This is a genomic window from Halorubrum distributum JCM 13561 (assembly GCF_000337395.1).
Taxonomy (GTDB): Archaea; Halobacteriota; Halobacteria; order Halobacteriales; family Haloferacaceae; genus Halorubrum; species Halorubrum distributum.
Genome location: NZ_AOJF01000032.1, coordinates 20526 through 43870, shown reverse-complemented (window position 1 = coordinate 43870; position 23345 = coordinate 20526). Strand labels below are relative to the sequence as shown.

Sequence of the window (23345 nt, the reverse complement as noted above, 5' to 3'; positions counted from 1 at the left end):
ACATCAGCGCGATTTCGNAGGGCTGTGTTGAATCGCTGTAAGGCGGAGGGATTCACTGTTTGACGAAGCGTTTGATGTTATAGACGACACACATCAGCGCGATTTCGCGGAACTCACGGAACCATGACCGCGCTCGCACGGCGAAGCCGAGCGAGCGCTTGATACTCGAGTTCACGGTTTCAGTCATTGAGCGCTGATTGTAGCGGTTATCGTCGATTCTGGCGTTGTGTGCGTGGTCGTACGGTGCGAAGATACGGTGCTTGATCAGCGGTCTGATCCCAAGCTCACGCAGACCTTCGCGGAGCGATTGCTTGTCGTAGCCCTTATCGGCCGCAAGAGACCGCAGATCGCCCGCGTTCCGGCGGGCGATCTGCTCAGCAAGGTCTGCGTCGCTTCCTTCCCGATTTGTTGAGCAGTGAACGTCAAGGACGGATTGCGACGCTGTATCGACGAGTTTCGTGACTTTCAACTTCTGAACGCGGTAGCTGATTCGCTGGCAGTAGTGGCGGCTGGCTGGTGAGCGGTCGTAGAATGTGGCGTCGATCGCGGCGTGTTCTGAGAGATCGTGCAGCTGCGCCGACTGGCGCAGCAGCACTCGACAGACGCTCATGCTGATCCGGTCGAACGCCTTACACAACGTGGACGGTGCGGGGAGATCGGCCGCGTCAAGGCCGATCTCCCCAGTTATTTGTGGCATCTCTTTGAGCAGGTCGATCGTCATGCGGTACGACGAATCGAGGTAAATCCGGAGACAGTGAAGCGAAACGAGTGCGTAGTCGGCGAATCCGCCGCCACCGTCCGGGGCGGCGGATTCGCCTCCATCGCCAGTAACTCTTTGAGCAACCGGCACAACCTCCCCGATGAAGCGGGAGATTTGGGTCATAGGCAACTGAAGTCTCCCGCTTCAGCTCCTTTGATTTAGCGGCCTACCTCGCAGCAGTATGGCGATTCAACACAGCCNGATTTGGGTCATAGGCAACTGAAGTCTCCCGCTTCAGCTCCTTTGATTTAGCGGCCTACCTCGCAGCAGTATGGCGATTCAACACAGCCGTATGAAGCCGAGGATTGCTATCCAGCCGACAGGTGTATTCTTGCTGGATGATAATCCATCCAAAATACTCATTTTATTATACTGATCTCTATAATTTATTTGTGATTGTCTCTTTGTCATTCTCGCTATCGGCCCTTGTGGGCCGACCCACACGTGGTTTTTCTTTATCCCGCTCATCCAGTGAGCGACAGCGAGTGGCAGTGCGCCTGATACGAGACCGCTGTTCTGTGACAAAAATTTGCACGAACACTACAGATTGAAGTAGGGCTACCATCGATCATCGCGTGCCGGACGCTGTCACGCGACGACTACTGACAGTTGCCGTGGCACGGAACTCGCAGTCGAGTCGCGTGACGGTGTCTGGTACTATTAGATGAGCGGCTCGCCGCGGAGGCCGCGTTCCTCCACCCTGGAGCGAGATTCCGAAATCTGAGTTTGAGGTCACCTGAGCCCGCCACGCCACGGTGATACCCATGGTCGACACCACGCCGCCGTGACACCCAATGGAGCGCGAACGACTTCGGACCGAATCGACCTTCGTCGTGACCGTGAGTTCGTCCGGCGAGTTCCACGACGACGGAACGCCCGGCTTCGGTGCGCTCGTCGCCCTCATCGCCGCTGCGCTGCTCGCGACCCGCCGCAACGAGTAACATCGTTGCCTAACGGTCGCGACTCGTAGCCTCGCAACCATCGGCCCTCGCGGGCCGACTCACACACGGTCTTTCTTTATCGCGCCTCGCTCGACCAGCGGCGGCGCTGGCGCTCGCAGTGCGACAACCCGGTAAGCGTGGACGGATCGAGTCTCATCGAGAGCCGGGATAACTGTTACAACTGTCTACCCTGTACGTTCGTACAGAACCATGTCGGCGGACGAACACATTCCGGTGACCGAGGAAACTCGGAAGGTACTCCACGAGCTGAAGGAACCGGGCCAGACATACGACGACCTCCTGAAGCAACTCGCACAGCAGCGCCGGCGGCGCGACCTCGAACGACGTTTTCAGGAGTTGGAGGACGCGGATCGAGACGGGCTAACGTCACTCTCGGACGTTTGACTACGGGGTCCTGATCGACTCGATAATACTCATCTGCGACCGTCTCTCAACGCTCGGTGTATTTAATGTAGTACAGTGCGTAGTACTTCGCATGAGCACTGACAATGAAAGCGAAAATCGAACGACCCGTATCACACGAAAAGGGCAGGTGACTATCCCGAAAGCGCTCCGCGAGGAGTTTGGATTAGAGGAAGGCGACGAGCTTCGATGGGAGAAGACCGACGACGGAATTCGCGTCCGGAAGGCGACGGGGTCGGCGGGCCGCGGGATGCTCGTCGACGAGGACGTCTCCGAGGAGAAGCGTGAGGAGATGGCCGCGGAAATGGAAGCCGAGATCCGTGAGAAGCGTCGAAGCGAGTGGCAGCCGTGACCCGCTACACCGTCGATGGCGTCGCGATGGCTCGGTACCTCGTCGACAGCCTGCCGCCCGCTGCCGACGACGCCTTTGAACGCGCCGAGCGCGGTGTCGACATCGTTGAGGCCCCGACAGTCGCCGTCAGCGAGGCGATCTGGACCGCGGTCAACAAGGGATCGATCGCAGGCGTCGAGGTCGAAACGACTCCGAACGCGGTGTTACGTGGGCTCGTGACCGACGGGCCGGTACGGATCGCTCCGAGCGACGACCACGACCTCGCGGTGTATGGGAGTCTGATCGACCAATACACCCTCCACGACGCGCTGCTCATCGCCAACCATCGCGTCCGGGGCACTGAAGCGATCGTCACCAACGATGAGAAGTTCGTGACTGAGTCGACCGTCTGGCGCTGAACGACGCTGCGACTCCCTACTCCTCGTCGCGCTCGACGACGACCGTCCGCCCGGTCAGCGTCTCGGGCGCGAAGCGGTAGAGCTCGATGTCGAGTTCCGGCTTGTCGTCGGCCCAGATCTCGAAGAGGGGGCGTTGCGTCTCGCCGTACTGCGCGATCGTCTCGGGGGTGAGCTCGTCGAGGTCGACCCGTTCGAGCGGGCCGACGCCGACGACGCTCGCGTACTCGTCGCCGTCCTCCTCGTAGACGACCACGCGGGCCTCCGGCGTCGACGCGAGGAACTCGCGCTTCTCGCTGTCGGGCGTCGACACCAGCCGGAGGTACAACGCACGGTCGTCGGCGTCGTACCCGTAGGAGATCGGGATGGCGTACGGCGCGTCGTCGCGCGCGAGCGCGAGGACTCCCGTCTCGTGGCGGGACAGGTGCGCGTCCACCTCGGCCGGCGTCATCTCGACCTCGCTGTTCGTCGGCATACCCCGAATTTCTTCGCACGGCGGCTTAAAGGGCACGAGACGGCGCGGGCGGTGGGCTAGCAAGGGGTCGTGGGCGACGCGGTGCGGGGACCGCGGGGCGGTGTCGACGATGCGGCGCGGAGTCCGCGAGGCGGTCGCTTCGCGGTCGCTCACCTGATCGTCGGCGCCTCGCCGATGTCCTCCTCGGTGACCGGCGCGCCGCAGACGACACAGCCCGTCTCGAGCAGCGTCGCCCGCATCGCGTCGTCCACCTCGATCGAGCGCCGACACTCCGGGCAGACGAAGGTGTGGGTGGATCGCCCCGTCATACCCGTGAGTACGACACCCACGCCCATCAAACGGGTCTCGGATTCTCGGGGGTTCGGAATGTGATGAACGATCGTTAATCCAGCAGCGCCCCGAACAGCTTCCGCTGGGCGGCCGCGACGTGTTCCGTGAACGTCGAGCGTCCGATCCCCAGCGACTCGGCGACCTCGCCGGCGTTGGCCCCCTTCGGGTGGTCGAAGTAGCCCGCCTCGTAGGCGGCCGCTAGCACCTCGCGCTGCCGCTCCGTCAGCTCGCTCCGGTCGACGGTCACCAGATCCGACTCCGTCGGCGTCGTCGTCGACTGGAGCAGGCGCAACACCTCCATGTCCGGACACGCGTCGCGGAACGCCTCCAACACCGACCGCAGCGTCGGCAGGTCGCTCGCGTGGAAGGTGAGCCGGAGCCGCCCGTCGCGGATCGTCGCCTCCGAGACGGGCGTCTCGTGGCGGTCGAGGACGGCGAACGGCGAGTCGGGGTCGACGGCCGCCTCGAAGCGGTACGCCGCCCGGCCGCCGTAGTCGAAGACGACCTCGGCCCCCTCGGGGACCGCGAGGTCGGTGTCCGCGATGAACTCCACGACCACGCGCTCGCGGTCGTCGGCGGGCGTACAGCGCGCGACCTCGGTGACCGGCGTCGCCCCGTCGACGACCCCGTCGAACGGGGACAGCGCGGTCGGCAGCGAGACCTCCGCCCGGATTCCCGATCCCATCTCGTTCGTCCGTACCCGCCCCGGGCAAAAACGTTGGCGGGCGCGCCGCCCGGTATAAAACACCCAGCATATGATGGGCCACCGTTCGGGGGCGTGGAGCCACTCTTTACAGATATGAAACGCCCCCCGCGCACGACCGACGCGACGACGACGACCGAGGGAGACGCGGCGCTCGACGCGACGTTCGAGGCGCTCGCCGACGCCGACTGCCGGGCGATCCTCGCGGCGGCGGCGACGCCGAAGACGACGAGCGAGCTCGCAGAGGACTGCGACATCGCGCTTTCGACCGCCTACCGGAAGGTCGAGCTGCTGAGCGAGACGCCGCTGCTCGCCGAGGGGGTCCGGTTCGATCCGGACGGCGACCACGCCGCCGAGTACGTCCGCGACGCCGAAGACGCCGCGATCGAACTCGATGACGACGGCGTGGCGCTCACGGTCGAGGAGGGGGGGACCGACCCCCTCGCCGCCGCGCTCGATGCCCCCGGGGTCTCGGCCGACTGACCGCCGTTCCCGACGGCGGGCTGCCGCGCCGCGCGGCTGCGTTTCGAATCTGATAATCGAACGGCCAACGTTTTATCTCAGTTCAGGATGGTCTCCGATATGTCTCGCTCGCCGGAGCCAGAGACCCTCATCGATCTCGCGCAGGACAAAATCGCGGTGATCGACGAGGCGGGCCGGTTCCGGTACCTCAACGCGGCCACCCGCGAGCTGCTCGGGTTCGACCCGGACGAGCTCGTCGGGACGGACGCGTTCGACCTGATTCACCCCGACGACGTCGACCGGGTCCGGGCGGCCTTCGAGTCGCTCGTCGCCGACGGCACGCGGCCGGACGCCCCCTTAGAGTACCGCTACCGGACCGCCGACGGCGACTGGGTGTGGTTCCGCACCCGCGTGTTTCCGCCGGCGGAGACCGGCCTCGACGGCTACGCGCTGAGCTCCCGCGACATCACCCTCGAGGTCGAGTCCCGGCGGCGCCTGGAGACCATCGCCTCGACGTCGCCGGACGTGTTGTGGATGTTCAGCGCCGACTGGAGCGAACTGCTGTTCGTCAACGGGGCGGCGAAGTCGGTGTTCGGGATCGCCCCCGAGACCCTCGAGCGCCGGCCGCGAGCGTTCTTGGAGGCCGTCCACCCCGAGGACCGGGCGGACGTCGAGTGCGCGATGGAGCGGCTCTCCGCCGGCGATCCGACGAACCTCGACTACCGGGTCGGCTCCCCGGACGGCCCGACCACCTGGGTCAGGGTGCCCGCGCGCCCCGTCCGCGAGGACGGCGAGGTCGTCGCAGTCGCCGGGTTCGCTCGCGACGTCACCGACGAGTACCGCCGCGAGCGCCAGCTCACGGTGATGGACAACCTGCTCCGGCACACCATCCGCAACGACATGAACATCGTCGACGGCACCGCGGAGCGGATCGTCGACCGGGTCGACGACGCCGTCAGCGCGGCCGCGACGGCGACCGAGGGGGACGACGCGGTCCCCGCGGACGTCGACTTGGCCGAGCTCGCCGCCGACCTGATCGACCACGCGGAGACGGTCCGCCGGGTCGCCGACGACCTGCTGACCACGGCCGAGAAGCAGCGCGGCGTGATCGACCTGCTCCGAGAACACGAGTCACCCCAGCCGCTCCGGGTCGCGCCGCTCGTCGAGCGCGCGGTGGCGGACGCCGTCGACGACGCGAACGAGGCGCCCGCGGACGTCACCGTCTCCTGTCCCGACGGGACGCGGGCGTTCACGCACCCCGAGCTCGACTACGCGATCGCCGAGCTGATCGAGAACGCGATCGAACACGCCGAGGGGCCGGCGACGGTCGAGATCGAGGTCACCGCGCCCGCCGACCGCGTCGAGATCGCGGTCCGCGACGACGCGCCGCCCATCCCGCCGGGCGAGCGGGACCCCATCACCGACCGGTGGAAGATGGACGACCTCAGACACACCGGCGGGATGGGACTGTGGCTCGTCTACTGGATCGCGGACCGCTCCGGGGGGGACCTCGCGTTCGACGCTGGCGCCGACGGCAACGAGGTGACGATCAGCGTCCCCGACGCCGACGGCGATCCCTCCTTCCCGGCGGCCGACCGCGGCCCGCCGCCGGTTTCCGAAGTCCGGCCGGCGGCGGCCGAGCCGGACGGCGGCGCGACGGCGCCGGCCGGCGGCTCCAAGCCTGTCGGGGCCGAGTCCGGCGACACCGAGGCGGTCGGGGCCGAGACCGCCGGCGCCGATCCCGACGACCCCGACAACCGTGACGCCACCGACTGTGGGCCGGTCGCGGACGGCGAGCCGATCGGGGGCCGCGAGTCGACCGCGGACGACGACCCCGACGACCCCGACGCCGCCCCCGGTCCGTCGTGAGGATCGCCGGGGGGCCGACCGAAACCCGATCGATCGTTCACCGTAGGACCCGATTTCGAAGAACCTCCCACGGATCTTAAGCCGTCGCTTCGCGTACTCCCGCGTTGATGGGTACGCTCAACGAGCTGTTCGACCCGGACCGGGTCGCCGTCGTCGGCGCGACCGCCCGCGAGGGCGCCGTCGGCCGCGCCGTCACGTCGAATCTCCTCGACGACTTCGACGGCGACACGGTCCCCGTCAACCCGAACTACGACGAGGTGCTCGACACGCCCTGCGTCGACGAGGTCGCCGACGCGGACGCCGACGTCGCGGTCGTCGTCGTGCCCCCCTCGATCGTGTTGGACGCCATCGAGGCGTGCGGCGAGGCGGGGGTCCGCAACGTCGTCGTGATCACCGCCGGGTTCGGCGAGACGGGAGAGGACGGAGCGGCGAGGGAGCGTCGCCTCGCGGAGCTAGCCGACGAGCACGACCTGAACCTCGTCGGCCCCAACAGCCTGGGGATCATGTCGACCCCCTCGGGGATGAACGCGACGTTCGGCCCCGAGAACGCGCTCCCCGGCGGGCTCTCCTTCATGAGCCAGTCCGGGGCGTTCGTCACCGCGGTCCTCGACTGGGCCAACGACAACGGAATCGGCTTCAAGGACGTGGTCTCGCTCGGCAACAAGGCCGTCCTCGACGAGACCGACTTCGTCGACCACTGGGGGGCAGACGAGGAGACCGACGTGATCATCGGCTACCTCGAGGGGATCGAGGACGGCCGCGAGTTCATCGAGACCGCCCGCGAGACGACCCAGGACACCCCGATCGTCGCCGTGAAGTCGGGGCGGACGAGCGCCGGTGCGCAGGCCGCCTCCTCGCACACCGGGACGCTCGCGGGCTCCGACAAGGCGTACGAGGCCGGCCTCGACCAGGCCGGCGTCATCCGCGCGGAGTCGGTCGACGAGCTGTTCGACTCGGCGGGCATCCTCGGGAGCCAGCCGCTGCCCGACACCGACAGCGTCGCCATCGTCACGAACGCCGGCGGTCCCGGCGTGATGGCGACCGACGCGGTGGGCGACGCCGACCTCGACATGGCGTCGTTCACCGGCGCGACGAGCGATCGGCTCGCCGAGTCGATGCCCGAGGAGGCGAACATCCACAACCCGGTCGACGTGATCGGCGACGCCGACGTCGAGCGGTTCCGCGAGGCGCTGGAGATCACCGTCGCCGACGACAACGTCGGCGCCGCGCTCGTGCTGGCCGCGCCGACGGCGACGATCGAGTTCGACGAGCTCGCGGACGCGATCGAGGCGGTCAGCGAGGAGATGGACGCGCCCGTCGCGGCCTGCCTGATGGGCGGCGACCGCACCCGCGAGCCCAAACAGCAGCTCCAGGCGAAGGGGATCCCCTGTTACTTCGACCCCGCGCGCGCCATCGACAGCCTCGCGACGCTCGCGCGCTACCGCGACATCAAGGCGCGCGACTACGCGCCGCCGATGTCGTTCGACGTCGACCGCGAGCGCGCCCGCGAGATCCTCGGAACGGTGCGCGACCGCGACGACAACCGCCTCGGCGTCGAGGCGATGGAGCTGCTCGACGCGTACGGTATCCCAACGCCGGACGGCGAGATCGTCGACTCGCCTGAGCGCGCCCGCGAGGTCGCCGAAGGCGTCGACGGCGACGTGGTGATGAAGATCGTCTCGCCGGACATCCTGCATAAGTCCGACATCGGCGGCGTCGCCGTCGGCGTGAGCGACGACGACGTGGCCGACACCTACGAGGACCTCATCACCCGCGCGCGCAACTACCAGCCGGACGCGACCGTCCTCGGCGTCCAAGTCCAGGAGATGGTGAACCTCGACGACGGCGTCGAGACCATCGTCGGGATGAACCGCGACCCGCAGTTCGGCCCGCTGCTGATGTTCGGGCTCGGCGGCATCTTCGTGGAGGTGATGGAGGACACCACTTTCCGCGTTGCGCCCGTCTCCGAGCCCGAGGCGCGCGAGATGACCGAGGAGATCCAGTCGGCGCCGCTCCTGCGCGGCGCCCGCGGTCGCGATCCGGTCGACGTCGACGCCGTCATCGAGACGATCGGCCGGCTCTCGCAGCTGGTCACCGACTTCCCGGCCATCCTCGAGCTCGACATCAACCCCCTCGTCGCACTGCCCGACGACGACGGCGGCACGAACGCCGCCGCCGTCGACGTGAGACTCACCGTCGACCCGGAGGCGCTCGACGCGCCGGGGACCGACGCGGAGACCGACCCGAAGCCGCTCGACGCGGAGGAACCCACCGATGACTGACACACCCACCACACTCGTCACCGCGACCGGAGACAGCGCCGGAAAGACAGCGATCACCGTCGCCCTCGCGCGGCTCGCGGCCGAGCGCGACCGCAGCGTCGGCTACATGAAACCGAAGGGCACCCGACTCCAGTCGAACGTCGGCAAGACGCTCGACCAAGACCCCATGCTCGCCCGCGAGGTGCTCGGCCTCGACGCCGAGATGCACCAGATGGAGCCCGTCGTCTACTCGCCGACGTTCGTCGAGGGCGCGATCCGCGGCACCGAGGACCCGGACGCCCTCCGCGACCGGATCCGCGAGGAGTACGACGACATCGCCGCCGACAACGACCAGGTGTTCGTCGAGGGCGGCGGCAGCTGGACCACCGGCGGCGTCGTCGACCTCACCGACGTCGACGTCGCGGAGCTGCTCGACGCGCGGGTCGTCCTCGTCGCCGAGTACGGCTCGCCGAACGACCTCGACGAGGTGCTCGCGGCCGCCGACGCGTTCGGCGACCGCCTCGCCGGCGTCGTCTTTAACAAGGTGTCCGACGACGCCTTCGAGTCGCTCGACCAGGACGGGATCCCGTTCCTCGAATCGAAGGGGATCACCGTCTTCGGCGCGATCCCCCACGAGAAGGAGCTCGCGGGCGTCACGGTCGGCGAGCTCGCCGACGAGCTGGGCGCCGAGCTGCTCACCGACGCGCCCACGGACGCGTTCGTCGAGCGCTTCCTCGTCGGCGCGATGGGCGGCGACGAGGCGCTCCGCTACTTCCGGCGCGCCCGCGACGCCGCCGTCATCACCGGCGGCGACCGCGCGGACGTTCAGACCGCGGCACTCGACGCCTCCGGCGTGGCCTGTCTCGTCCTCACCGGCGGCCACCGTCCCTCCGGCGCGGTGCTCGGGAAGGCGGCGGACGCCGGCAAGCCCGTCCTCGCCGTGAACACCGACACGGTCACCGCCATCGACCGCGCCGAGGGGGTCATCCGCGGCGGCCGCACGCGCGACGTCCGGACGGTCGACCGGATGGCCGAACTGCTCGGCGACCACGTCGACGTCGACGCGCTCGTCTGAGGGCGCGACCCCCGTCCGGTTCGGCCGTATCCTCGATCCGGTTCGGCCGCAGCGCCGGTCCGGTTCGGCCGAAGTTCGTGGTCGCGTTCGCCCGCGATCCGTGATCGTCTGACGTACTGTTTTCACGGTGGACGACGTACCCCGCCTATGACCAGTCTCTCGGAGGCGTACGGTGGACGGGGGCGCTCCGGGGCCGACCCGCGGCGGCTGTACCTCGGCGTGGGATCGTTCGCCGCGGGGGCGCTGCTCCTCGTCGCGGGCATCCTCGCGGCGGCCGAGGTGGCGGTGCCTGCGGGGTACAGCTCTGCCGCGGCCCGGGAGCTCGGCGGGGTCCTCGGCGGCATCGGCGTCCCGCTCGTGTTGATCGGCGTGATGGCCGTGCTGCCGGCCGACCGCAGCACCTACGCAGCGGCGGTCGTCGGTGCGGCCGTCATGTGTCTCGGCGTGGCGGTTTTCACCTACGCGTACCCCGAGCGGTGGGTCGGCGGACCGCGCCCGGACCTCCCGAACCTCACGCTCCACACCGCGGGCGTCTACTTCCTCGGCGCCGCGACGACGCTGTGGAGCGTGTTCGTCGGCGTCGCTAACTTCAAGACCCGCAACGACCCCGGCGGCACCGTCTCGATGGAGGTGACCCACAAGGGGGAGACGAAGGTGGTCGAAGTCCCCCGCGACCAGCTCAGCGGCCCCGGCGGCGTCGGCCTCCTCGGCGGCACCCCCGACGGCGACGTGGAGACGCAGACGAACCGTCCCGACGACGCGAACCGGTCGGCGCGCGACGCGAACCGGTCGACGGACCGAGACGCCGCCGGCGCGGCGTCCGGCCCCGGGACGACGGCCGACTCCGGAGCGGCGACCGGCACCGGCGCGTCGGACACCACCGGCGGCCGGTCGAGCGGCGCGGGAGGCTCCGGCGCGGGCGGGCGGACGACCGACGCGGGCCGGTCCGGGACGGGCGGATCCCCCATGCCCGGCTCGGCGGGCGTGAGCGACGGCGGCAGCGCCGACACGGACATCTCCTCGCCGCTGGACGGCGCGGGGCCGGCGGGGCCGTCCTCGCCGTCGACGCCGGAGTCCGCGCCCTCGCCCGGCTCCCCCGCCGCGCGCGACGGCCCGGGCGACGCCTACTGCGGCAACTGCGCGAAGTTCGACTACGTCCGGACGGACGACGGGATGCGGCCCTACTGCGCGCACTACGACGAGCTGATGGACGACATGGAGGCGTGCGACTCCTGGACGCCGCGGTGAGCGCCGTCCGCACTTTCTTTTCCCTGCCTTAGACCGGCTCCGCCGACGGGAGCTGCGACTCCGCGACCGCGAACGCCAGCGTGCTCAACACGCCGATGAGCGTCCCGGCCGCGAGCGCCAACGCCAGCTCCGAGAGCCCGAGCGCCGTCACGCCGGGCGCGTCCGGGAGGAAAAAGCCGGAGACCGCGAACAGCACGACGGCGATGGCGGCCACGTAGAAGGGGGCGTTGAGGTAGCGCCACCGGAACCGACCGGCGAGGTACTCGTCGGTGATCTGCCCGAGGCTGGAGGTGACGCCCGCCACGCCGAGCCACTGGACGAACCCGTGGACGAACGCGGCGAGGGCGGTGCCGGCGGCGAGCGGACTCCCCTGTGCGGTCCGGACGACGTCGACGGTGTCGACGCCCTGAACGCCGCCCACGACGACCAAGGCGAGTGCGACGACGTAGGTGACGAGCGTCACCCGCCCGGTGTAGAGGACGTTGCGGACGCTCTCGGCGGCGCCGTCGACGGTGTCTTCGAGCCCCAGCCCGCGGAACAGCGAGTAGAGCCCGACCGCGCCGGAGAGGATTCCCAGCACTGCCGCGCCGGCCACGTCGAAGAGGTTCGCGACGACGACGAGCGGGTAGATGAGGAGGACCACGCCGAGCGGGATTAAGATGGTGCCGCGGGTCTCCGGGTCGGCGAGGACCTGCTTGATCGTGTAGTAGAGCGATTCGAGGTCCTGCGCCTGCCGGACGACGACGCGGCGCATCCCGTCGATCGGCATCCGCGACCGGATCACGGGGAGGACGGACTCGTCCTGGGCGCCGTCGGTGATCACGACCGCGGACACCTCCTCGCCGGTCGACAGCTCGGCGAGCACGCGGTCGACCTCTTGGCCGACCGCGCGGTTCGCCTTCACGTCGGGGCCGTCGACGCCGGTGACGGCCGCGACCTCCACGGCCTCGCCCTCGGCGGCGAGCTCGTCGTGGACGTTGACGCCCTGGAAGAGCACGTTCACGTCGGAGTCCTCTGGGTCGGCGGTCGCGAGCGCGACCGCGGCCTCGGTGACGTCGTCGGCGCCGATGACGGGGGTGGGGATCCCCGTCTTGCGGCCGAGGTCGTCGTCGAGGTCGACACAGAGGACGAGCAGCATCGTCCGAGGCTACGCGGGGGGGCGGCATATGTTTTCGGCTCGGGTCGCGCCCGGTGAACCCGGCGACTGCGCCGTCGCGGGCGGTCGCGTCGGTGGGGGTGGCCCCGCGTCGGCGACCGCGCTTAGTTCTCTTCGTTCGGCTCGTGTTCGAGCCCGTTCATCATGCGGCGGACGTTCTCGCCGTCGCTGAACGCGGCCGGATACGCCGCCAGCGGGAGGACGAAGTCGTCCTCGACCCCGACCGGCTCGCCGATGTGAAGCTCCAGTTCGGTGCTCGCGCCCGTCCCCTCGATCTCGCCGTCGGCCGTGTACACGACGACCTCGGCGTCGGAACCGAGCACCGCCGTCGAGTACTCCGAGCCGCGTTCGAGGTCGCCGACCCCCTCGTACCGGCTCAGGATGAGGTCGGCGCGCTCGCGGGTGCCCAGCTCGGCGATCGGGTTGAGCGCCCGGCCGAGCACCTCGATCTGCGGCGTCGTCACCGCGGCGAAGACGGCGGCCTGGTAGCGCTCGCCGAACAGCTCGACGGCCTTGTCGTACTCGGCGACCGTGTTCGTCACGCGCACCTCCCGTGTCTGTCCGCCGACCTCCACCTCGCGGGAGATCACTTCGTCGGACACCTCGTTGAGCTCGTACCCGCTCTCCGAGAGGGTCGTATCGCGCACCGTCGCGGTGCCCGCCGCGAACTCCGCGGGCCCGTCGCCGGTCGCGACGTCGAGCGCGGTACAGCCGGCGAGACTCGCGATCCCGACGGCGCCCGCGAGCCCGAGCGCCCCCCGACGGGTGGTCGCGTCGGTCGTCGAGCGGTTCTCGTCGGCGGAGTCGAACGTCTCACCGGATTTCATGGCCTCACGTATCGGCGGCGGGGGTACATACTTTGTGTTCGCTCACCTCCGCTTCGGCGCCGCTCGGCTGGGCGTCGAACCGCCGAATCCGCGGCCGTGCCAACGGATCTCCCGGGAACGTGCGGTTCGGACGCTTTTTGAGGCCGCAGCCGGTAGGAAGGGGTAGATGATCTCCAAGGGCTGTGAACAGTGCGCCAAGGGCGGGAAGATGGTGCTTTTCGTCTACGGGTACTGCGACCAGCGGGACTGCTTCTACTGCCCCCTCGGAGAGAACCGCAAGAACGTCACCGACGTGTACGCCAACGAGCGGAAAGTCGAGTCCGACGAGGACGTCATCGAGGAGGCCAAGCGCATGAGCGCGCTCGGCACCTCGATCACCGGCGGCGAGCCGCAGGAGGCGATGGCGAAGACGACCCGGTACCTCGAACTGCTGAAAGACGAGTTCGGCGAGGACCACCACACCCACCTCTACACCGGAATTACGGGCGGCCGCGAGAACATGCGGAAGCTCTCGGAGGCGGGCCTCGACGAGATCCGCTTCCACCCGCCCGTCGAGCTGTGGGGCGACATGCACGGCACCGAGTGGGAAGAGATCCTGTACATCGCTCGCGAGGAGGGGCTCACTCCCGCCTTCGAGATCCCGGGGATTCGCGCCGAGCCGGAGTTCCTGGAGTTCCTCGACGAGGGCGCCGCCGAGTTCTGTAACATCAACGAGTTCGAGATGTCCGACGGGAACTACCGCCGGATGCAAGAGGAGGGGTTCGAGCTTCAGGAGGGGCACATGTCCGCGGTCGAGGGGTCGAAGGACGCCATCCTCGAGGAGATGGCGAGCCACGAACAGGTGTACTTCTGTACGTCGGTGTTCAAAGACGCCGCGCAACACCGGAACCGCCTGAAGCGCATGGCGAAGAACATCCGCCGCGAGTTCGACGAGGTGACCGACGACGGCACGCTCGTCTACGGGAAGGCGTTCGCCGACGCCGAGCGGTTTGAGGCGCTCGGCGTCCCCGAGGAGTTCTACACCGTGAAGTCGGACCACGTCGAGGTGGCGTGGTGGCTCCTCGAAGAGATGGTCGAGGACGGCGACCTCGCCGAGGGCGAGATCGTCGAGCAGTACCCGACCGTCGACGGCACCGTCGTCGAGCGCACCCCGGTCGCCTGAACGAGCAGATTCTGATTCTTTCGCCGGCGATTTTCGCTCGTCACCCACAGTGACGGCGGTGGCGCGCGCCTGCGAGCGGCCGGAGCGAAGCGGAGGCCGCGAGTCAGCGCGCGCGAGGGAGTCAGTCGGCCGGAGCGTAGCGGAGGCCGACTGACGAGGCTGGGGAGGCGTGAGGCTGCGGTCCCGCGAGCGACCAGAGGGAGCGAGCGGGAGTGCGGAAGTCGCAGCCCGCGCAGCGAGCGAAGCGAGCGAGCAGGACCGTCTTCCAGCGGCTGCGGTGCGGGGTGGGACTCAAAGGGGCAGTCGCGAGGGCGAAGCACGCCGCAGCAAGCACCGCAGCGAGGGAGCGACAGCGACCGAGCGAGGAGCACAGCAAGGCGCGCGAGCCGTCGCGACTGGGGCTTTGACAGTGTTCGCCTGTTCGCCATCGACCCCTCGTCAGCGACTTACAGCCGAGCGGCTGGGAGCTTTGGCGGTGTTCACTGTCGATCCGTTAACACTCATTTATAAACAAGTGGCTGAGCATTTGGCGGTGGTCACCGTCGATCCGTGGCCGAATATCCCGCACGTGGCGTGCTATCTACTCCCACACTTATAGGGGATCAGCGCGTACGGCCGGGCATGGCCTCCGACGAACCCGTCTTCGCGAACGTGAGCATCGGACAGGAGGTGTACAACGAGGACGGCGAGCGCCTCGGGTCGATCCGCGGGGTCGACGACGACGGCTTCTACGTCGCGTCGCCGTCGGACACGGACACGCTGGCGCTCACCGACGCGCGCGACGTGTTCGGCACCGCCTACGTGATGTGGCGCTGCTGGGAGTGCGGCGAGATGGGCGAGATCGGCGACCAGCTCCCCGCGAACTGCCCGAACTGCGACGCGCCCCGCGAGGAGCTGTACTACTGGGCCGAGGACTGAGAGGACGACGCCGGGAACCCAGCTTCTGTTCTCGTTGCTTATTTATAAACGGCAGACCGTGTCGGCGCGGCGAACACCGCCAAAGCCCCAGCCGGGAGGCGGGCGCACGCTCGTTGCGGTGCTTACGTCGCCTGCGCCCGCCTCTCGGCTGCCCCTTTGAGTCCCACCCCGCAACGGCACCTCACGCCTCCCCAGCCTCGCGGCTCCCTCCGCTTCGCTCCGGTCGCCGCGTCCCTCGCACGCGCTCCTCGCGCCCTGCCGGGCGCTCGGAGGCGCGCGCCGACTGCTTCGAGCAATTATGAGCTCTCAGCTTCCTCCTCCTCGAGCTCGTCCGGGTCGTCGCCCACCTGCTCGCGGAGGCGCTCGACCTCCGCCTCCAGCTCCGCGATCCGGTCGTCGTCCGCCGTCTCGGCGGTCGTCGCCTCGCCGTTCGCTGTCTCGTCATCGGAGCGCGTCGCGAGGTACACCACCGCTCCCGCGACGAGGACGAGCGGCACGCCGAAGAGGACCACGGCGATGATCAGGATAATTATCAGCTCCGGACCGCCGGGCACGCCGCCGAACGCGGGGACGAAAGAGACCATGTGCCGTCCACTCGACGGCGCGACTAAAGCGATCGGGGCGGGGGGCCGTCGCTCGCCGGCTCAGTCCGCGTCGACGAAGTCCCCGAGGTTCGCCTGAAGTCCGGCCGCGAGCGTCGACTTCCGGCGGAGGCGGCCGAGCGAGACGGGGAGCTGGTCGGCGACGCCGCGGACCGCTTCGCCGAACGTCTCCGCGGCCCCGAACTCGCCTTCGAACGCGTTGCGGACGGCCTCGCGCACCTGCCAGACGCCGACCGGGCCCCAGTAGTCGTCGGAGACGTGGCGGCAGACGAGCGCCTTCGCCTGCCGGCCGCGGTCGTCGAGGTGTTCGAGGACGCCGAGCCGGGCCGCGTAGTAGGCGCCCGCCGTCTCCTCGACGTAGCCGGTCCGCCCCTCGCGCCCCTCGCTGGCGGCCGCGAGGTAGACGCCGGCCTCCGGATCCGGATTCCAGATCGAGCCGGGCGATTTCATCTCGACGAGCTCGTACTCCCACTGTCCCGGCACCAGGATCACCCAGAACGCGTTGCCGAGGTACTCGTTGCGGTGGACCTCGATCCGGTCAATCGTCGGGTGATCGCGGATCGAGCCGCGGAGGAACTGGCCGACCGTGTCGTCGACGGCCGTGATCGACCAGCGCGTCGGGACGAGCCGCCGGTTCTCGCCCTGCCCGAGCGCGCCCGCCGAGAGGATCGTGTTGATCTCGTACACGTCGAACCCGCGGCGGTAGAGGTACGTCATGGCGCCCTCCGCGCGCCAGTCGTCGTCTTCGAGCGTCTTCTTCACCGGCCGCGGGACGTGGGGATTCTCGCCGAGGTCGGCGGTCCGGGCCGCGGCGCGCGGACCGGTCGGCGTCTTGATGTCCTCCGTGCCGACCTCGAAGTCGAGGTCCGGGCGGCCGTCGAGCCCGATCTCCACGTCGACCGGGCGGTCGGCGATGGCGACCTCGCGTTGGACGCCCAGCCAGCCGTCCCACGCGTCGTGGACGCTCTCGGCCGGCCCGCTCTCGCCGCCAACCGATTTCACCCCGCCGGTCGCGCCCGCGTCCGCGACGTCGACCCCGCGCGTCGAGTTGAGCAGGCTCGTCCGGCGGTCGAACACGTCCGAAATCGAGACCCCCTCGTCGTACCACGCGGCGGAGGTCTCGAACGCCGCCGCGCGCTCCTCGCGGCCGACCGGCGAGAGCAGCCCGGTCGAGACGTTCGGGTAGTCCGCGCGGCCGACGAAGATGGCGGGCGAGACGCTGCCGACGACGGCGTTGTCGGAGACGTGCTCGTCGAAGCGCCGCTCGAAGGAGTCGAGGTGGTCCAAGATTCCGTAGTCCTTCTCCGCGGCGAGGCGCCGCCGCTCGGCGCGCTCGTTCGCCTCGAACTCGATGAACTCGTCGAGCCGCATTCGGGTCGGCGTTGGCGGCGCACCGGCTTGAACGTTTCCGGCGCGGCGGGACGCGAAGCCCGGAAGCGAAAGCAGGGAAGCGAGAGAAGCGACCGCGAGACCGTCCTAACTGTGAATTCCCATCGCCTCGATCTGCTCTTGGTACCGGTTCCGGATAGTGACCTCGGTGACCTGCGCGACGTCGGCGACCTCGCGCTGTGTCTTCTTCTCGTTGCAGAGCAGCGAGGCCGCGTAGATGGCGGCGGCGGCGTAGCCCGTCGGCGACTTCCCGGAGAGGAGGCCCTGTTCGGCGGTGGTCTCGATGATCTCGTTGGCCTTCGACTGGACCTCCTCGGAGAGCTCCAGCTCCGAGGAGAACCGCGGGACGTACTTCTTCGGGTCGACCGGGCGCATCTCCAAGCCGAGCTCCTGGGAGATGTAGCGGTACGTCCGGCCGATCTCCTTGCGGTCGACCCGCGAGACCTCGGAGATCTCCTCGAGGCTCCGCGGAATGCCCTCCTTGCGACAGGCGGCGTACAGGGCCGCGGTGGAGACGCCCTCGATGGAGCGCCCCCGAATGAGGTCCTCGTTGAGCGCGCGTCGGTAGATGACGGACGCGACCTCCCGTACCGAGCGCGGCACCCCGAGCGCGCTCGCCATGCGGTCGATCTCCGAGAGCGCGAACTGGAGGTTGCGCTCGCCGGCGTCCTTCGTCCGAATTCGCTCCTGCCACTTGCGCAGGCGGTGCATCTGCGACCGCTTCTTCGAGGAGATGGAGCGCCCGTAGGCGTCCTTGTCCTTCCAGTCGATCGTCGTCGTCAGCCCCTTGTCGTGCATCGTCTTGGTCGTCGGGGCGCCGACGCGCGACTTCTCCTGCCGCTCGTTGTGGTTGAACGCGCGCCACTCCGGGCCGGGATCGATCTGCTCGTCTTCGATGATCATCCCCGTCTCCTCGTGTATCAGCTCCCCGTCTGCCGTCCGGGTGAGGTCCTCCGGATCGAAGTCCTCGGGGTCCAACTCGTCAATGTTCTCGACCTCCTCGACGTCGATCTCGTCTTCCTCGGCCTCTTCGTCCCCCACGCGCTGCCGGTCGTGATCCCGTTGCCGGGTGGGCCGTGTCATCGCATTTATATACTATCCAAACGGTTTGACTTAAAAGTTCGTTACCATGCGAACGCATCTCATGCGCGTTCGGCGTCGGGAGACTCCGTCGGATCGGCTCAGCGGCGGCGCGTGTCGGACGCCGAATTTCACCTGTCGCCCGTGTCCGCTCCGTCGTCCCCGGCGGTCCCCGGTACGGGGTCGGCGTCCGGCGAGAGCGCGACGGGGACGAGCCCTGCGAGATCCCGCACCGTCTGCGCGCTGTCGAACTCGGGGCCGACGAGCCGTGGAAGCCCGTCACCCGGACCGTCGAGGCGCTCCGTCGCGACGACGGCGTCGAACGCCTTCCGGACCGGAACGTGCGCGCGGTACCCGTCCGCGGACTCGGCGCGGAGGTGGGTCGCGTCGGGCGGCGCGTCGTCGAGGAGCGGTTCCACCGGAACGCCGCGCCACTCGCCGCCGAACTCGGTCCCGGTCGCGCACCGGTACCGACAGGTGACGGCGACGGTGCCGCGCCGCTCGCGTACGTCGCCGAGCGCGGTCAGCAGGTTCGGATCCGACCGGTCGGCGGCGGATGCGGCACCCGGGCGGCTCGGCTCGACGTTCGAAGCGGTCACTGTGTCGCGATCGAGGGACGCGCTGCCCGTGTCGGCGGCGCCTCACGTATCCGGTCCTTTTTGTTCCGGGGTCGGACGGACAGCCCTTTGTCCGCCGGGCGCGGAACCCGGACGAATGCCGACGATCGACTGCGACCCGACCGCCGCGCGCGAGCGACTCGCGGGCGAGGGCGTCCGGATCGACGAGGGGAACACCCCCCACGAGCGGTGGCGCGCCGAGCGCGAGGGGGCCGTCGCGGTCGCGTACGACGACAAGGTCGTCGTCCAGGGGAGCGACCCCACCCGACTGACCGCCCTGCTGCGCGACGGCGGGGGCCGCGCGCACGTCTACTTCGACGGCGCCTCCCGCGGGAACCCGGGCCCGGCCGCGGTCGGCTGGTGTCTGGTCACGTCCGACGGGGTCGTCGCCGAGGGCGGCGAGCGGATCGGCCGCGCCACCAACAACCAGGCCGAGTACGCCGCGCTGATCCGCGCGCTGGAGGCTGCCGACGAGTACGGCTTCGACGCCGTCGACGTCCGCGGCGACTCGCAGCTGACCGTCAAGCAGGTCCGCGGCGAGTGGAACGCCAACGACCCGGAGCTCCGCGAGCGCCGCGTCCGCGCCCGGGAGCTGCTGGAGCGGTTCGACCGCTGGTCGATTGCCCACGTACCGCGGGAGATAAACGAGCGCGCCGACGATCTGGCGAACGAGGCACTCGATGACGCGAACTGACGACGAACCGCCGGAGTGGGCGAAGGAACGGGCGCGGGAGATGATGGCAGCGGAGGAAGACGCGGAGGCGAACGGCCCCGCCGACGCGGACGACCCCGCGGACGCCGCGGAGGCACCCGAACGCGACGACGAGCGCGTCCCGGACGTCCCGGCCGAGGCGGTCGACGAGGCGGAGCGGCTCACCCGGCTCGCCCGCGAGGCCGAGTCCGCGGAGCCGACGCCGGAGATCGAGCAGGCGGCCGACCAGTACCGGGAGCGGCGCGACGCGCTCGCGGCCGAGTACGGCTACACCGCGCGCGTCCGCGACGAGGACGACGCGCTCGTGTTGTACCCCGACGAGTGGATGGAGGAGGGGACGGTCCAGCTCGACCGCGTCGAGGACACCGACCGCGCGGTCGAGGTGTCGCTCTCCGGGCCGGGCGACGCCGACCGCTACCGCGAGGTCGCCGCGTACAACGAGGCGGTCGCCGAGGCGGTCGCCGAGCGCGAGGCGGACGTCCACGCGCGCACCGCGGAGACGTTCGCGGCGTTCATGAGCAACCACTACGTCCGCCCGGTCGACGACGCCACCCCGAAGATGCGCGCCGAGTTCCGCGAGGAGTACCTGGTCCGGAACGGCTGGCCGACCGACGAGCAGCTGGCGGTCGCCGACGAGTCGCTGTCCGTGATCGAATCCGTCGCCGCCGACGTGGACGAGTCCGTCGCGGTCGAGGCCCTCGACGACCGAGAGTCGGCCGACGACGACGGTTCGACGTAGCGGTCGCTCGGCGGAAAGAGAACGCGGCTTTCGCCGCGCCGTGTGCCAGAATTTCAGTTGGAAACCGATACCGCGCGGGCGCCGGCGCTCCGGCTCACTCGAGCAGCGCGCGGACCTCGTCCGCGCGTTCCTCGTCGGTGACGAACCGGTCGAGGACCCACTCGATCTGGTCGAGGACGACGTCGTGGCCCTCGTCGGTGAGCTCGTACTGGTTCGTCCGCTTGTCGAGTTCGCTCTTCTCGACGAGCCCGTGGTCGACGAGGTCGTCGAGGTTGGGGTACAGGCGGCCGTGGTTCACTTCGGAGCCGTAGTACGCCTCCAGCTCCCGCTTGATTGCGAGGCCGTACATCGGCTCCTCGGCGAGGATGGTGAGGATGTTCTGCTGGAACGCCGTTAGATCGCTTGCCGCCGTCGATTCATCAGTGACTGTTTGTGCCTCTGACATGCCTGACGAGAAGGGACCCGAACTTATAATCTTTCTCAACATTCACGACCGTTGCGATGCGTAACCTCGCACGGTTGTCCGGATCTCTCGGTACCGACGGTCTCTCGGCGGACGCTCGTGGTATCCGGCGATGGAACGCGTTCGACTGATCGATTCCGCTTTCAGCGGGTGGACCGAGGGATCGTCGGTCGCGTTCGGCGTACGGCTCACGATCGAAACCGCGGAGATCCGGCCTCGCCCGGTGTCCCCCCTCGTGACCTCGGCTCCTCGTGGTTCGGTGGCGCCGGCCTCCCGTCGTTGCGACGGGGGTCAGTGGCGCCGGCCCTCCGTCGTTGCGACGGGGATCGGTGACCGACGCGCTCGCGCGATCCCGAAAGGACTTTGGCCGACTTCCACCCACCAACGGATACATGGCCAACCTCTGGGAGGATCTCGAGACGGGACCGAACGCGCCGGACGAGATCTACGCCGTCGTCGAGTGTCTCAAGGGCGAGCGGAACAAGTACGAGTACGACAAGGACATCCCCGGCGTCGTGCTCGACCGCGTGCTCCACTCGAACGTCCACTACCCGTACGACTACGGCTTCATCCCGCAGTCGTACTACGACGACGAGGACCCCTTCGACGTGATGGTGCTCGTCGAGGACCAGACGTTCCCCGGCTGCGTCGTCGAGGCCCGCCCCGTCGCCATGATGAAGATGGACGACGACGGCGAGCAGGACGACAAGGTGATCGCGGTGCCGACCGAGGACCCCCGATTCGATCACATCGAGGACCTCGAGGACATCCCCCAGCAGACCCTCGACGAGATAGACGAGTTCTTCGCGACCTACAAGAACCTCGAGGCCGGCAAGGAGGTCGAAACGCTCGGCTGGGAGGACAAAGCGGCGGCGAAGGAGGCGATCGAACACGCGCAGGACCTGTACGACGAGCAGGTCGCGTAGCGGCCGTATAACCACTGAGCATCCGGGGCCCGCGCCCGGATGCGTTATGCCTATGGGTAATTTTTAGGGTGAGAGTCGCGTACCTTCACGTAGAGCCATGAGCGCCACCACGCCCTCCGTCGGCATCGACCACCCGACGGTCGTTCCCTCAAACTTCGACCCGGACAACGACGCGACGACCGAGGCGGCCGGCGACCACGACGCCGCGAGCGACGACGCGTAGCGGTCACTTTCCCGTTCTCAGGCGCGTTCGACGACCGCCGAGAGTCGCGTCGCGTCGTCTCGAAGCGACGCGAACGCGTTGTCGACCCAGTCGACCACCGTCTCGTCGGTCGATTCGAGCACGCACCGCGGGTTGTTCCGCTCGTCGTACGCGGTCACGCACGCGACGTCGTCACAGCGGACGAGCCCGTACTCGATCGATTCGGTGCTCACGTACACCGTCGCGTCGTCGTCCTCCAGCGCGCGGTCGGTCGCCGGGCCGAACTCCGCGACCGACGCGTCGACCACGTCGCGGTCGATGATCAGCTCGACGCTCGCGCCGCCGTCCAGCGCCGCGGCCGCCGCGTCGTTGAACTGCTGGAGGACGACCGGAGAGACGGCCCGGATCTCGGCCCCGCGGCTCTCGCGTAAGAGGTCGGTGAGGCGGTCGACGGCCGCCAGCGGGTTCTGGTCGGAGGCGACCGTGAGGTCGCTGTCGGGGATCCCCTCCGCGGGGAAGTCGACGCCGACGCGCTCGACCGTCTCGGCGAACCGACCATAGCGGTCGCCGCGCTCGACCTCCGTCAGCAGCGTCTCGTACGCGTCGTGGACGCGTTCTCCGGTCGGCGTCACCCGGTAGTCGGCGCCGCGTTTCACGACCCAGTCGCGCTCGCGGAACCCTCCGAGGATCCGCTGGACAGTCGTTCGCGTGGCGTCGACCGCGTCGGTCAGCTCGGCCGGGCGCCGCGGCTCCTCGCGCAGCGCCCGGAGTATCGCGACCCGAACGGGCGAGCCGGCGAGGTACTGTGCGCCGTCGTGTCCCACCTCGGCCGTCATCGTATGATCCGTGTGTACGGGTACCGCCCTGTTAACCGTATCGCGTCGCAGGCCCGGGCACCGTGCTCGGGTTTCGGCCCGCCCGTCGGCCGCGTCAGTCCCGGTAGCGGAACGACACGACGGTGCCGACGGTGTCCTCGCCGGCGATGCGCTCCGTGGTCACCGTCACGGCGGCGAGCGCGTCCGCGCCGAGCGCCTCCTCGATAACGGCTCGGAGCGCGTCGGGGTCGGCGCCCTCCTGTCTCACGGGCACGCGGACCTGCCGGCGGTTCACCGCGACGTCGCCGAGGTCGTACTCGGTGTGCTCGAAGGCCTCTCGGATCGCCGCTTCGATGTCGGTCATGGCACGGTCCGTTCCGCGCCGCGCGGTGAAAAAACGCGGTCCTCGGTCGGCGTCGCGAGCTCGACTGGTCTCGCTCGTC

The 23345-nt window shown here is 69.0% G+C and carries 28 protein-coding genes; 15 read left to right on the top strand and 13 right to left on the bottom strand.

Annotated elements, in window-relative coordinates; translation table 11 throughout:
• Positions 1 to 52: 52 nt before the first annotated feature.
• A complete protein-coding gene (locus C470_RS07065) occupies positions 53 to 883 on the bottom strand; it encodes an IS5 family transposase (protein WP_008366231.1) in 831 nt (276 codons plus the stop codon).
• 671 nt (positions 884 to 1554) lie between these two features.
• On the opposite strand from C470_RS07065, the gene C470_RS16065 reads away from it, so the two are divergent.
• From C470_RS16065 to C470_RS07050, 4 genes are all read left to right on the top strand, one after another.
• Entirely contained in the window at positions 1555 to 1701 is a 147-nt protein-coding gene (locus tag C470_RS16065) for an MYXO-CTERM sorting domain-containing protein (RefSeq protein ID WP_008366230.1), read from the top strand.
• Between the two features lie 210 nt (positions 1702 to 1911).
• Positions 1912 to 2106 (top strand): hypothetical protein, encoded by a 195-nt coding sequence (locus C470_RS07060; RefSeq protein WP_008366228.1) that lies wholly within the window; start codon positions 1912 to 1914, stop codon positions 2104 to 2106.
• 91 nt (positions 2107 to 2197) lie between these two features.
• The gene (locus tag C470_RS07055) at positions 2198 to 2476 is read left to right on the top strand and encodes an AbrB/MazE/SpoVT family DNA-binding domain-containing protein (protein WP_049908624.1); all 279 of its coding nucleotides are present in this window, start codon (positions 2198 to 2200) and stop codon (positions 2474 to 2476) included.
• Positions 2473 to 2874, top strand: coding sequence for a hypothetical protein (locus tag C470_RS07050; protein WP_007345026.1), 402 nt, complete (start codon positions 2473 to 2475; stop codon positions 2872 to 2874). The genes C470_RS07055 and C470_RS07050 overlap by 4 nt, the downstream gene beginning before the upstream one ends.
• Positions 2875 to 2890: 16 nt before the next feature.
• Here C470_RS07050 and C470_RS07045 read toward each other — a convergent pair whose 3' ends face one another.
• From C470_RS07045 to C470_RS07040, 3 genes are all read right to left on the bottom strand, one after another.
• A complete protein-coding gene (locus C470_RS07045; RefSeq protein WP_008366223.1) occupies positions 2891 to 3346 on the bottom strand; it encodes a pyridoxamine 5'-phosphate oxidase family protein in 456 nt (151 codons plus the stop codon).
• Between the two features lie 149 nt (positions 3347 to 3495).
• Positions 3496 to 3654 (bottom strand): DUF7560 family zinc ribbon protein, encoded by a 159-nt coding sequence (locus C470_RS16060; protein WP_008366222.1) that lies wholly within the window; start codon positions 3652 to 3654, stop codon positions 3496 to 3498.
• A 74-nt stretch (positions 3655 to 3728) separates the two neighbouring features.
• Entirely contained in the window at positions 3729 to 4361 is a 633-nt protein-coding gene (locus C470_RS07040; protein ID WP_008366219.1) for a helix-turn-helix domain-containing protein, read from the bottom strand.
• A 114-nt stretch (positions 4362 to 4475) separates the two neighbouring features.
• Between C470_RS07040 and C470_RS07035 the strand changes: the two genes are divergently transcribed.
• The 5 genes from C470_RS07035 (at position 4476) to C470_RS07015 (ending at position 11294) form a co-directional block, all read left to right on the top strand.
• Positions 4476 to 4862 carry a winged helix-turn-helix domain-containing protein gene (locus C470_RS07035; protein ID WP_008366218.1) on the top strand — a complete coding sequence of 129 codons (387 nt, stop codon included), beginning with the start codon at positions 4476 to 4478 and terminating at the stop codon, positions 4860 to 4862.
• A 99-nt stretch (positions 4863 to 4961) separates the two neighbouring features.
• Positions 4962 to 6710: a PAS domain-containing sensor histidine kinase gene (locus C470_RS07030; protein WP_049908621.1), complete on the top strand. Its 1749-nt coding sequence runs from the start codon at positions 4962 to 4964 to the stop codon at positions 6708 to 6710.
• Positions 6711 to 6817: 107 nt separating this feature from the next.
• On the top strand, positions 6818 to 8992 hold the full coding sequence (locus C470_RS07025) for an acetate--CoA ligase family protein (protein ID WP_008366214.1): 2175 nt from the start codon (positions 6818 to 6820) through the stop codon (positions 8990 to 8992).
• Positions 8985 to 10046 carry a phosphotransacetylase family protein gene (locus C470_RS07020; protein ID WP_008366213.1) on the top strand — a complete coding sequence of 354 codons (1062 nt, stop codon included), beginning with the start codon at positions 8985 to 8987 and terminating at the stop codon, positions 10044 to 10046. The genes C470_RS07025 and C470_RS07020 overlap by 8 nt, the downstream gene beginning before the upstream one ends.
• Before the next feature lie 147 nt (positions 10047 to 10193).
• On the top strand, positions 10194 to 11294 hold the full coding sequence (locus C470_RS07015) for a DUF7139 domain-containing protein (protein WP_008366211.1): 1101 nt from the start codon (positions 10194 to 10196) through the stop codon (positions 11292 to 11294).
• 28 nt (positions 11295 to 11322) lie between these two features.
• Here the strand turns inward: C470_RS07015 and C470_RS07010 are convergent, their stop codons facing one another.
• Complete coding sequence (locus C470_RS07010; RefSeq protein ID WP_004598949.1) at positions 11323 to 12432, bottom strand: DUF373 family protein; 1110 nt, start codon at positions 12430 to 12432, stop codon at positions 11323 to 11325.
• Positions 12433 to 12554: 122 nt separating this feature from the next.
• Positions 12555 to 13277 carry a DUF6517 family protein gene (locus C470_RS07005; RefSeq protein WP_008366208.1) on the bottom strand — a complete coding sequence of 241 codons (723 nt, stop codon included), beginning with the start codon at positions 13275 to 13277 and terminating at the stop codon, positions 12555 to 12557.
• A gap of 166 nt (positions 13278 to 13443) precedes the next feature.
• On the opposite strand from C470_RS07005, the gene C470_RS07000 reads away from it, so the two are divergent.
• Together C470_RS07000 and C470_RS06995 are read left to right on the top strand one after the other, a co-directional pair.
• The gene (locus tag C470_RS07000; protein ID WP_008366206.1) at positions 13444 to 14439 is read left to right on the top strand and encodes a radical SAM protein; all 996 of its coding nucleotides are present in this window, start codon (positions 13444 to 13446) and stop codon (positions 14437 to 14439) included.
• Positions 14440 to 15060: 621 nt separating this feature from the next.
• A complete protein-coding gene (locus tag C470_RS06995) occupies positions 15061 to 15357 on the top strand; it encodes a DUF7130 family rubredoxin-like protein (protein WP_007345015.1) in 297 nt (98 codons plus the stop codon).
• A 296-nt stretch (positions 15358 to 15653) separates the two neighbouring features.
• Here C470_RS06995 and C470_RS06990 read toward each other — a convergent pair whose 3' ends face one another.
• From C470_RS06990 to C470_RS06975, 4 genes are all read right to left on the bottom strand, one after another.
• Positions 15654 to 15941 carry a hypothetical protein gene (locus tag C470_RS06990; RefSeq protein WP_008366204.1) on the bottom strand — a complete coding sequence of 96 codons (288 nt, stop codon included), beginning with the start codon at positions 15939 to 15941 and terminating at the stop codon, positions 15654 to 15656.
• A 60-nt stretch (positions 15942 to 16001) separates the two neighbouring features.
• A complete protein-coding gene (nreA, locus tag C470_RS06985; protein WP_008366202.1) occupies positions 16002 to 17330 on the bottom strand; it encodes a DNA repair protein NreA in 1329 nt (442 codons plus the stop codon).
• A gap of 105 nt (positions 17331 to 17435) precedes the next feature.
• On the bottom strand, positions 17436 to 18431 hold the full coding sequence (locus C470_RS06980) for a transcription initiation factor IIB (protein WP_049908619.1): 996 nt from the start codon (positions 18429 to 18431) through the stop codon (positions 17436 to 17438).
• 128 nt (positions 18432 to 18559) lie between these two features.
• Entirely contained in the window at positions 18560 to 19027 is a 468-nt protein-coding gene (locus C470_RS06975) for a molybdopterin-dependent oxidoreductase (protein WP_008366199.1), read from the bottom strand.
• Positions 19028 to 19142: 115 nt separating this feature from the next.
• Between C470_RS06975 and rnhA the strand changes: the two genes are divergently transcribed.
• Positions 19143 to 19739 (top strand): ribonuclease HI, encoded by a 597-nt coding sequence (rnhA, locus tag C470_RS06970; RefSeq protein ID WP_004598166.1) that lies wholly within the window; start codon positions 19143 to 19145, stop codon positions 19737 to 19739.
• Complete coding sequence (locus C470_RS06965) at positions 19726 to 20496, top strand: DUF7108 domain-containing protein (protein ID WP_008366196.1); 771 nt, start codon at positions 19726 to 19728, stop codon at positions 20494 to 20496. The genes rnhA and C470_RS06965 overlap by 14 nt, the downstream gene beginning before the upstream one ends.
• A gap of 94 nt (positions 20497 to 20590) precedes the next feature.
• On the opposite strand, the gene C470_RS06960 is transcribed toward C470_RS06965, so the two are convergent.
• Positions 20591 to 20941, bottom strand: a complete 351-nt coding sequence (locus C470_RS06960) for a PadR family transcriptional regulator (protein WP_007994889.1) — start codon at positions 20939 to 20941, stop codon at positions 20591 to 20593.
• 410 nt (positions 20942 to 21351) lie between these two features.
• Between C470_RS06960 and C470_RS06955 the strand changes: the two genes are divergently transcribed.
• Together C470_RS06955 and C470_RS16375 are read left to right on the top strand one after the other, a co-directional pair.
• On the top strand, positions 21352 to 21885 hold the full coding sequence (locus tag C470_RS06955) for an inorganic diphosphatase (RefSeq protein WP_004598163.1): 534 nt from the start codon (positions 21352 to 21354) through the stop codon (positions 21883 to 21885).
• Positions 21886 to 21982: 97 nt separating this feature from the next.
• On the top strand, positions 21983 to 22108 hold the full coding sequence (locus C470_RS16375; protein WP_275039644.1) for a hypothetical protein: 126 nt from the start codon (positions 21983 to 21985) through the stop codon (positions 22106 to 22108).
• A 17-nt stretch (positions 22109 to 22125) separates the two neighbouring features.
• Here the strand turns inward: C470_RS16375 and C470_RS06950 are convergent, their stop codons facing one another.
• Together C470_RS06950 and C470_RS06945 are read right to left on the bottom strand one after the other, a co-directional pair.
• On the bottom strand, positions 22126 to 22923 hold the full coding sequence (locus C470_RS06950) for a helix-turn-helix transcriptional regulator (RefSeq protein ID WP_008366194.1): 798 nt from the start codon (positions 22921 to 22923) through the stop codon (positions 22126 to 22128).
• 94 nt (positions 22924 to 23017) lie between these two features.
• A complete protein-coding gene (locus C470_RS06945; RefSeq protein ID WP_007345008.1) occupies positions 23018 to 23266 on the bottom strand; it encodes a hypothetical protein in 249 nt (82 codons plus the stop codon).
• Positions 23267 to 23345: the final 79 nt, after the last annotated feature.

Coding starts and splice junctions, on each gene's coding strand:
- C470_RS07040 (WP_008366219.1), bottom strand. CDS start 4,361: ATGGGATCGGGAATCCGGGCGGAGGTCTCGCTGCCGACCGCGCTGTCC.
- rnhA (WP_004598166.1), top strand. CDS start 19,143: ATGCCGACGATCGACTGCGACCCGACCGCCGCGCGCGAGCGACTCGCG.
- C470_RS07035 (WP_008366218.1), top strand. CDS start 4,476: ATGAAACGCCCCCCGCGCACGACCGACGCGACGACGACGACCGAGGGA.
- C470_RS07005 (WP_008366208.1), bottom strand. CDS start 13,277: ATGAAATCCGGTGAGACGTTCGACTCCGCCGACGAGAACCGCTCGACG.
- C470_RS06960 (WP_007994889.1), bottom strand. CDS start 20,941: ATGTCAGAGGCACAAACAGTCACTGATGAATCGACGGCGGCAAGCGAT.
- C470_RS06980 (WP_049908619.1), bottom strand. CDS start 18,431: ATGACACGGCCCACCCGGCAACGGGATCACGACCGGCAGCGCGTGGGG.
- C470_RS06945 (WP_007345008.1), bottom strand. CDS start 23,266: ATGACCGACATCGAAGCGGCGATCCGAGAGGCCTTCGAGCACACCGAG.
- C470_RS16060 (WP_008366222.1), bottom strand. CDS start 3,654: ATGACGGGGCGATCCACCCACACCTTCGTCTGCCCGGAGTGTCGGCGC.
- C470_RS07030 (WP_049908621.1), top strand. CDS start 4,962: ATGTCTCGCTCGCCGGAGCCAGAGACCCTCATCGATCTCGCGCAGGAC.
- C470_RS07065 (WP_008366231.1), bottom strand. CDS start 883: ATGACCCAAATCTCCCGCTTCATCGGGGAGGTTGTGCCGGTTGCTCAA.
- C470_RS07025 (WP_008366214.1), top strand. CDS start 6,818: ATGGGTACGCTCAACGAGCTGTTCGACCCGGACCGGGTCGCCGTCGTC.
- nreA (WP_008366202.1), bottom strand. CDS start 17,330: ATGCGGCTCGACGAGTTCATCGAGTTCGAGGCGAACGAGCGCGCCGAG.
- C470_RS07045 (WP_008366223.1), bottom strand. CDS start 3,346: ATGCCGACGAACAGCGAGGTCGAGATGACGCCGGCCGAGGTGGACGCG.
- C470_RS16375 (WP_275039644.1), top strand. CDS start 21,983: ATGAGCGCCACCACGCCCTCCGTCGGCATCGACCACCCGACGGTCGTT.
- C470_RS16065 (WP_008366230.1), top strand. CDS start 1,555: ATGGAGCGCGAACGACTTCGGACCGAATCGACCTTCGTCGTGACCGTG.
- C470_RS06965 (WP_008366196.1), top strand. CDS start 19,726: ATGACGCGAACTGACGACGAACCGCCGGAGTGGGCGAAGGAACGGGCG.
- C470_RS06995 (WP_007345015.1), top strand. CDS start 15,061: ATGGCCTCCGACGAACCCGTCTTCGCGAACGTGAGCATCGGACAGGAG.
- C470_RS07055 (WP_049908624.1), top strand. CDS start 2,198: ATGAGCACTGACAATGAAAGCGAAAATCGAACGACCCGTATCACACGA.
- C470_RS07060 (WP_008366228.1), top strand. CDS start 1,912: ATGTCGGCGGACGAACACATTCCGGTGACCGAGGAAACTCGGAAGGTA.
- C470_RS06950 (WP_008366194.1), bottom strand. CDS start 22,923: ATGACGGCCGAGGTGGGACACGACGGCGCACAGTACCTCGCCGGCTCG.
- C470_RS07000 (WP_008366206.1), top strand. CDS start 13,444: ATGATCTCCAAGGGCTGTGAACAGTGCGCCAAGGGCGGGAAGATGGTG.
- C470_RS06955 (WP_004598163.1), top strand. CDS start 21,352: ATGGCCAACCTCTGGGAGGATCTCGAGACGGGACCGAACGCGCCGGAC.
- C470_RS07015 (WP_008366211.1), top strand. CDS start 10,194: ATGACCAGTCTCTCGGAGGCGTACGGTGGACGGGGGCGCTCCGGGGCC.
- C470_RS07020 (WP_008366213.1), top strand. CDS start 8,985: ATGACTGACACACCCACCACACTCGTCACCGCGACCGGAGACAGCGCC.
- C470_RS06990 (WP_008366204.1), bottom strand. CDS start 15,941: ATGGTCTCTTTCGTCCCCGCGTTCGGCGGCGTGCCCGGCGGTCCGGAG.
- C470_RS07010 (WP_004598949.1), bottom strand. CDS start 12,432: ATGCTGCTCGTCCTCTGTGTCGACCTCGACGACGACCTCGGCCGCAAG.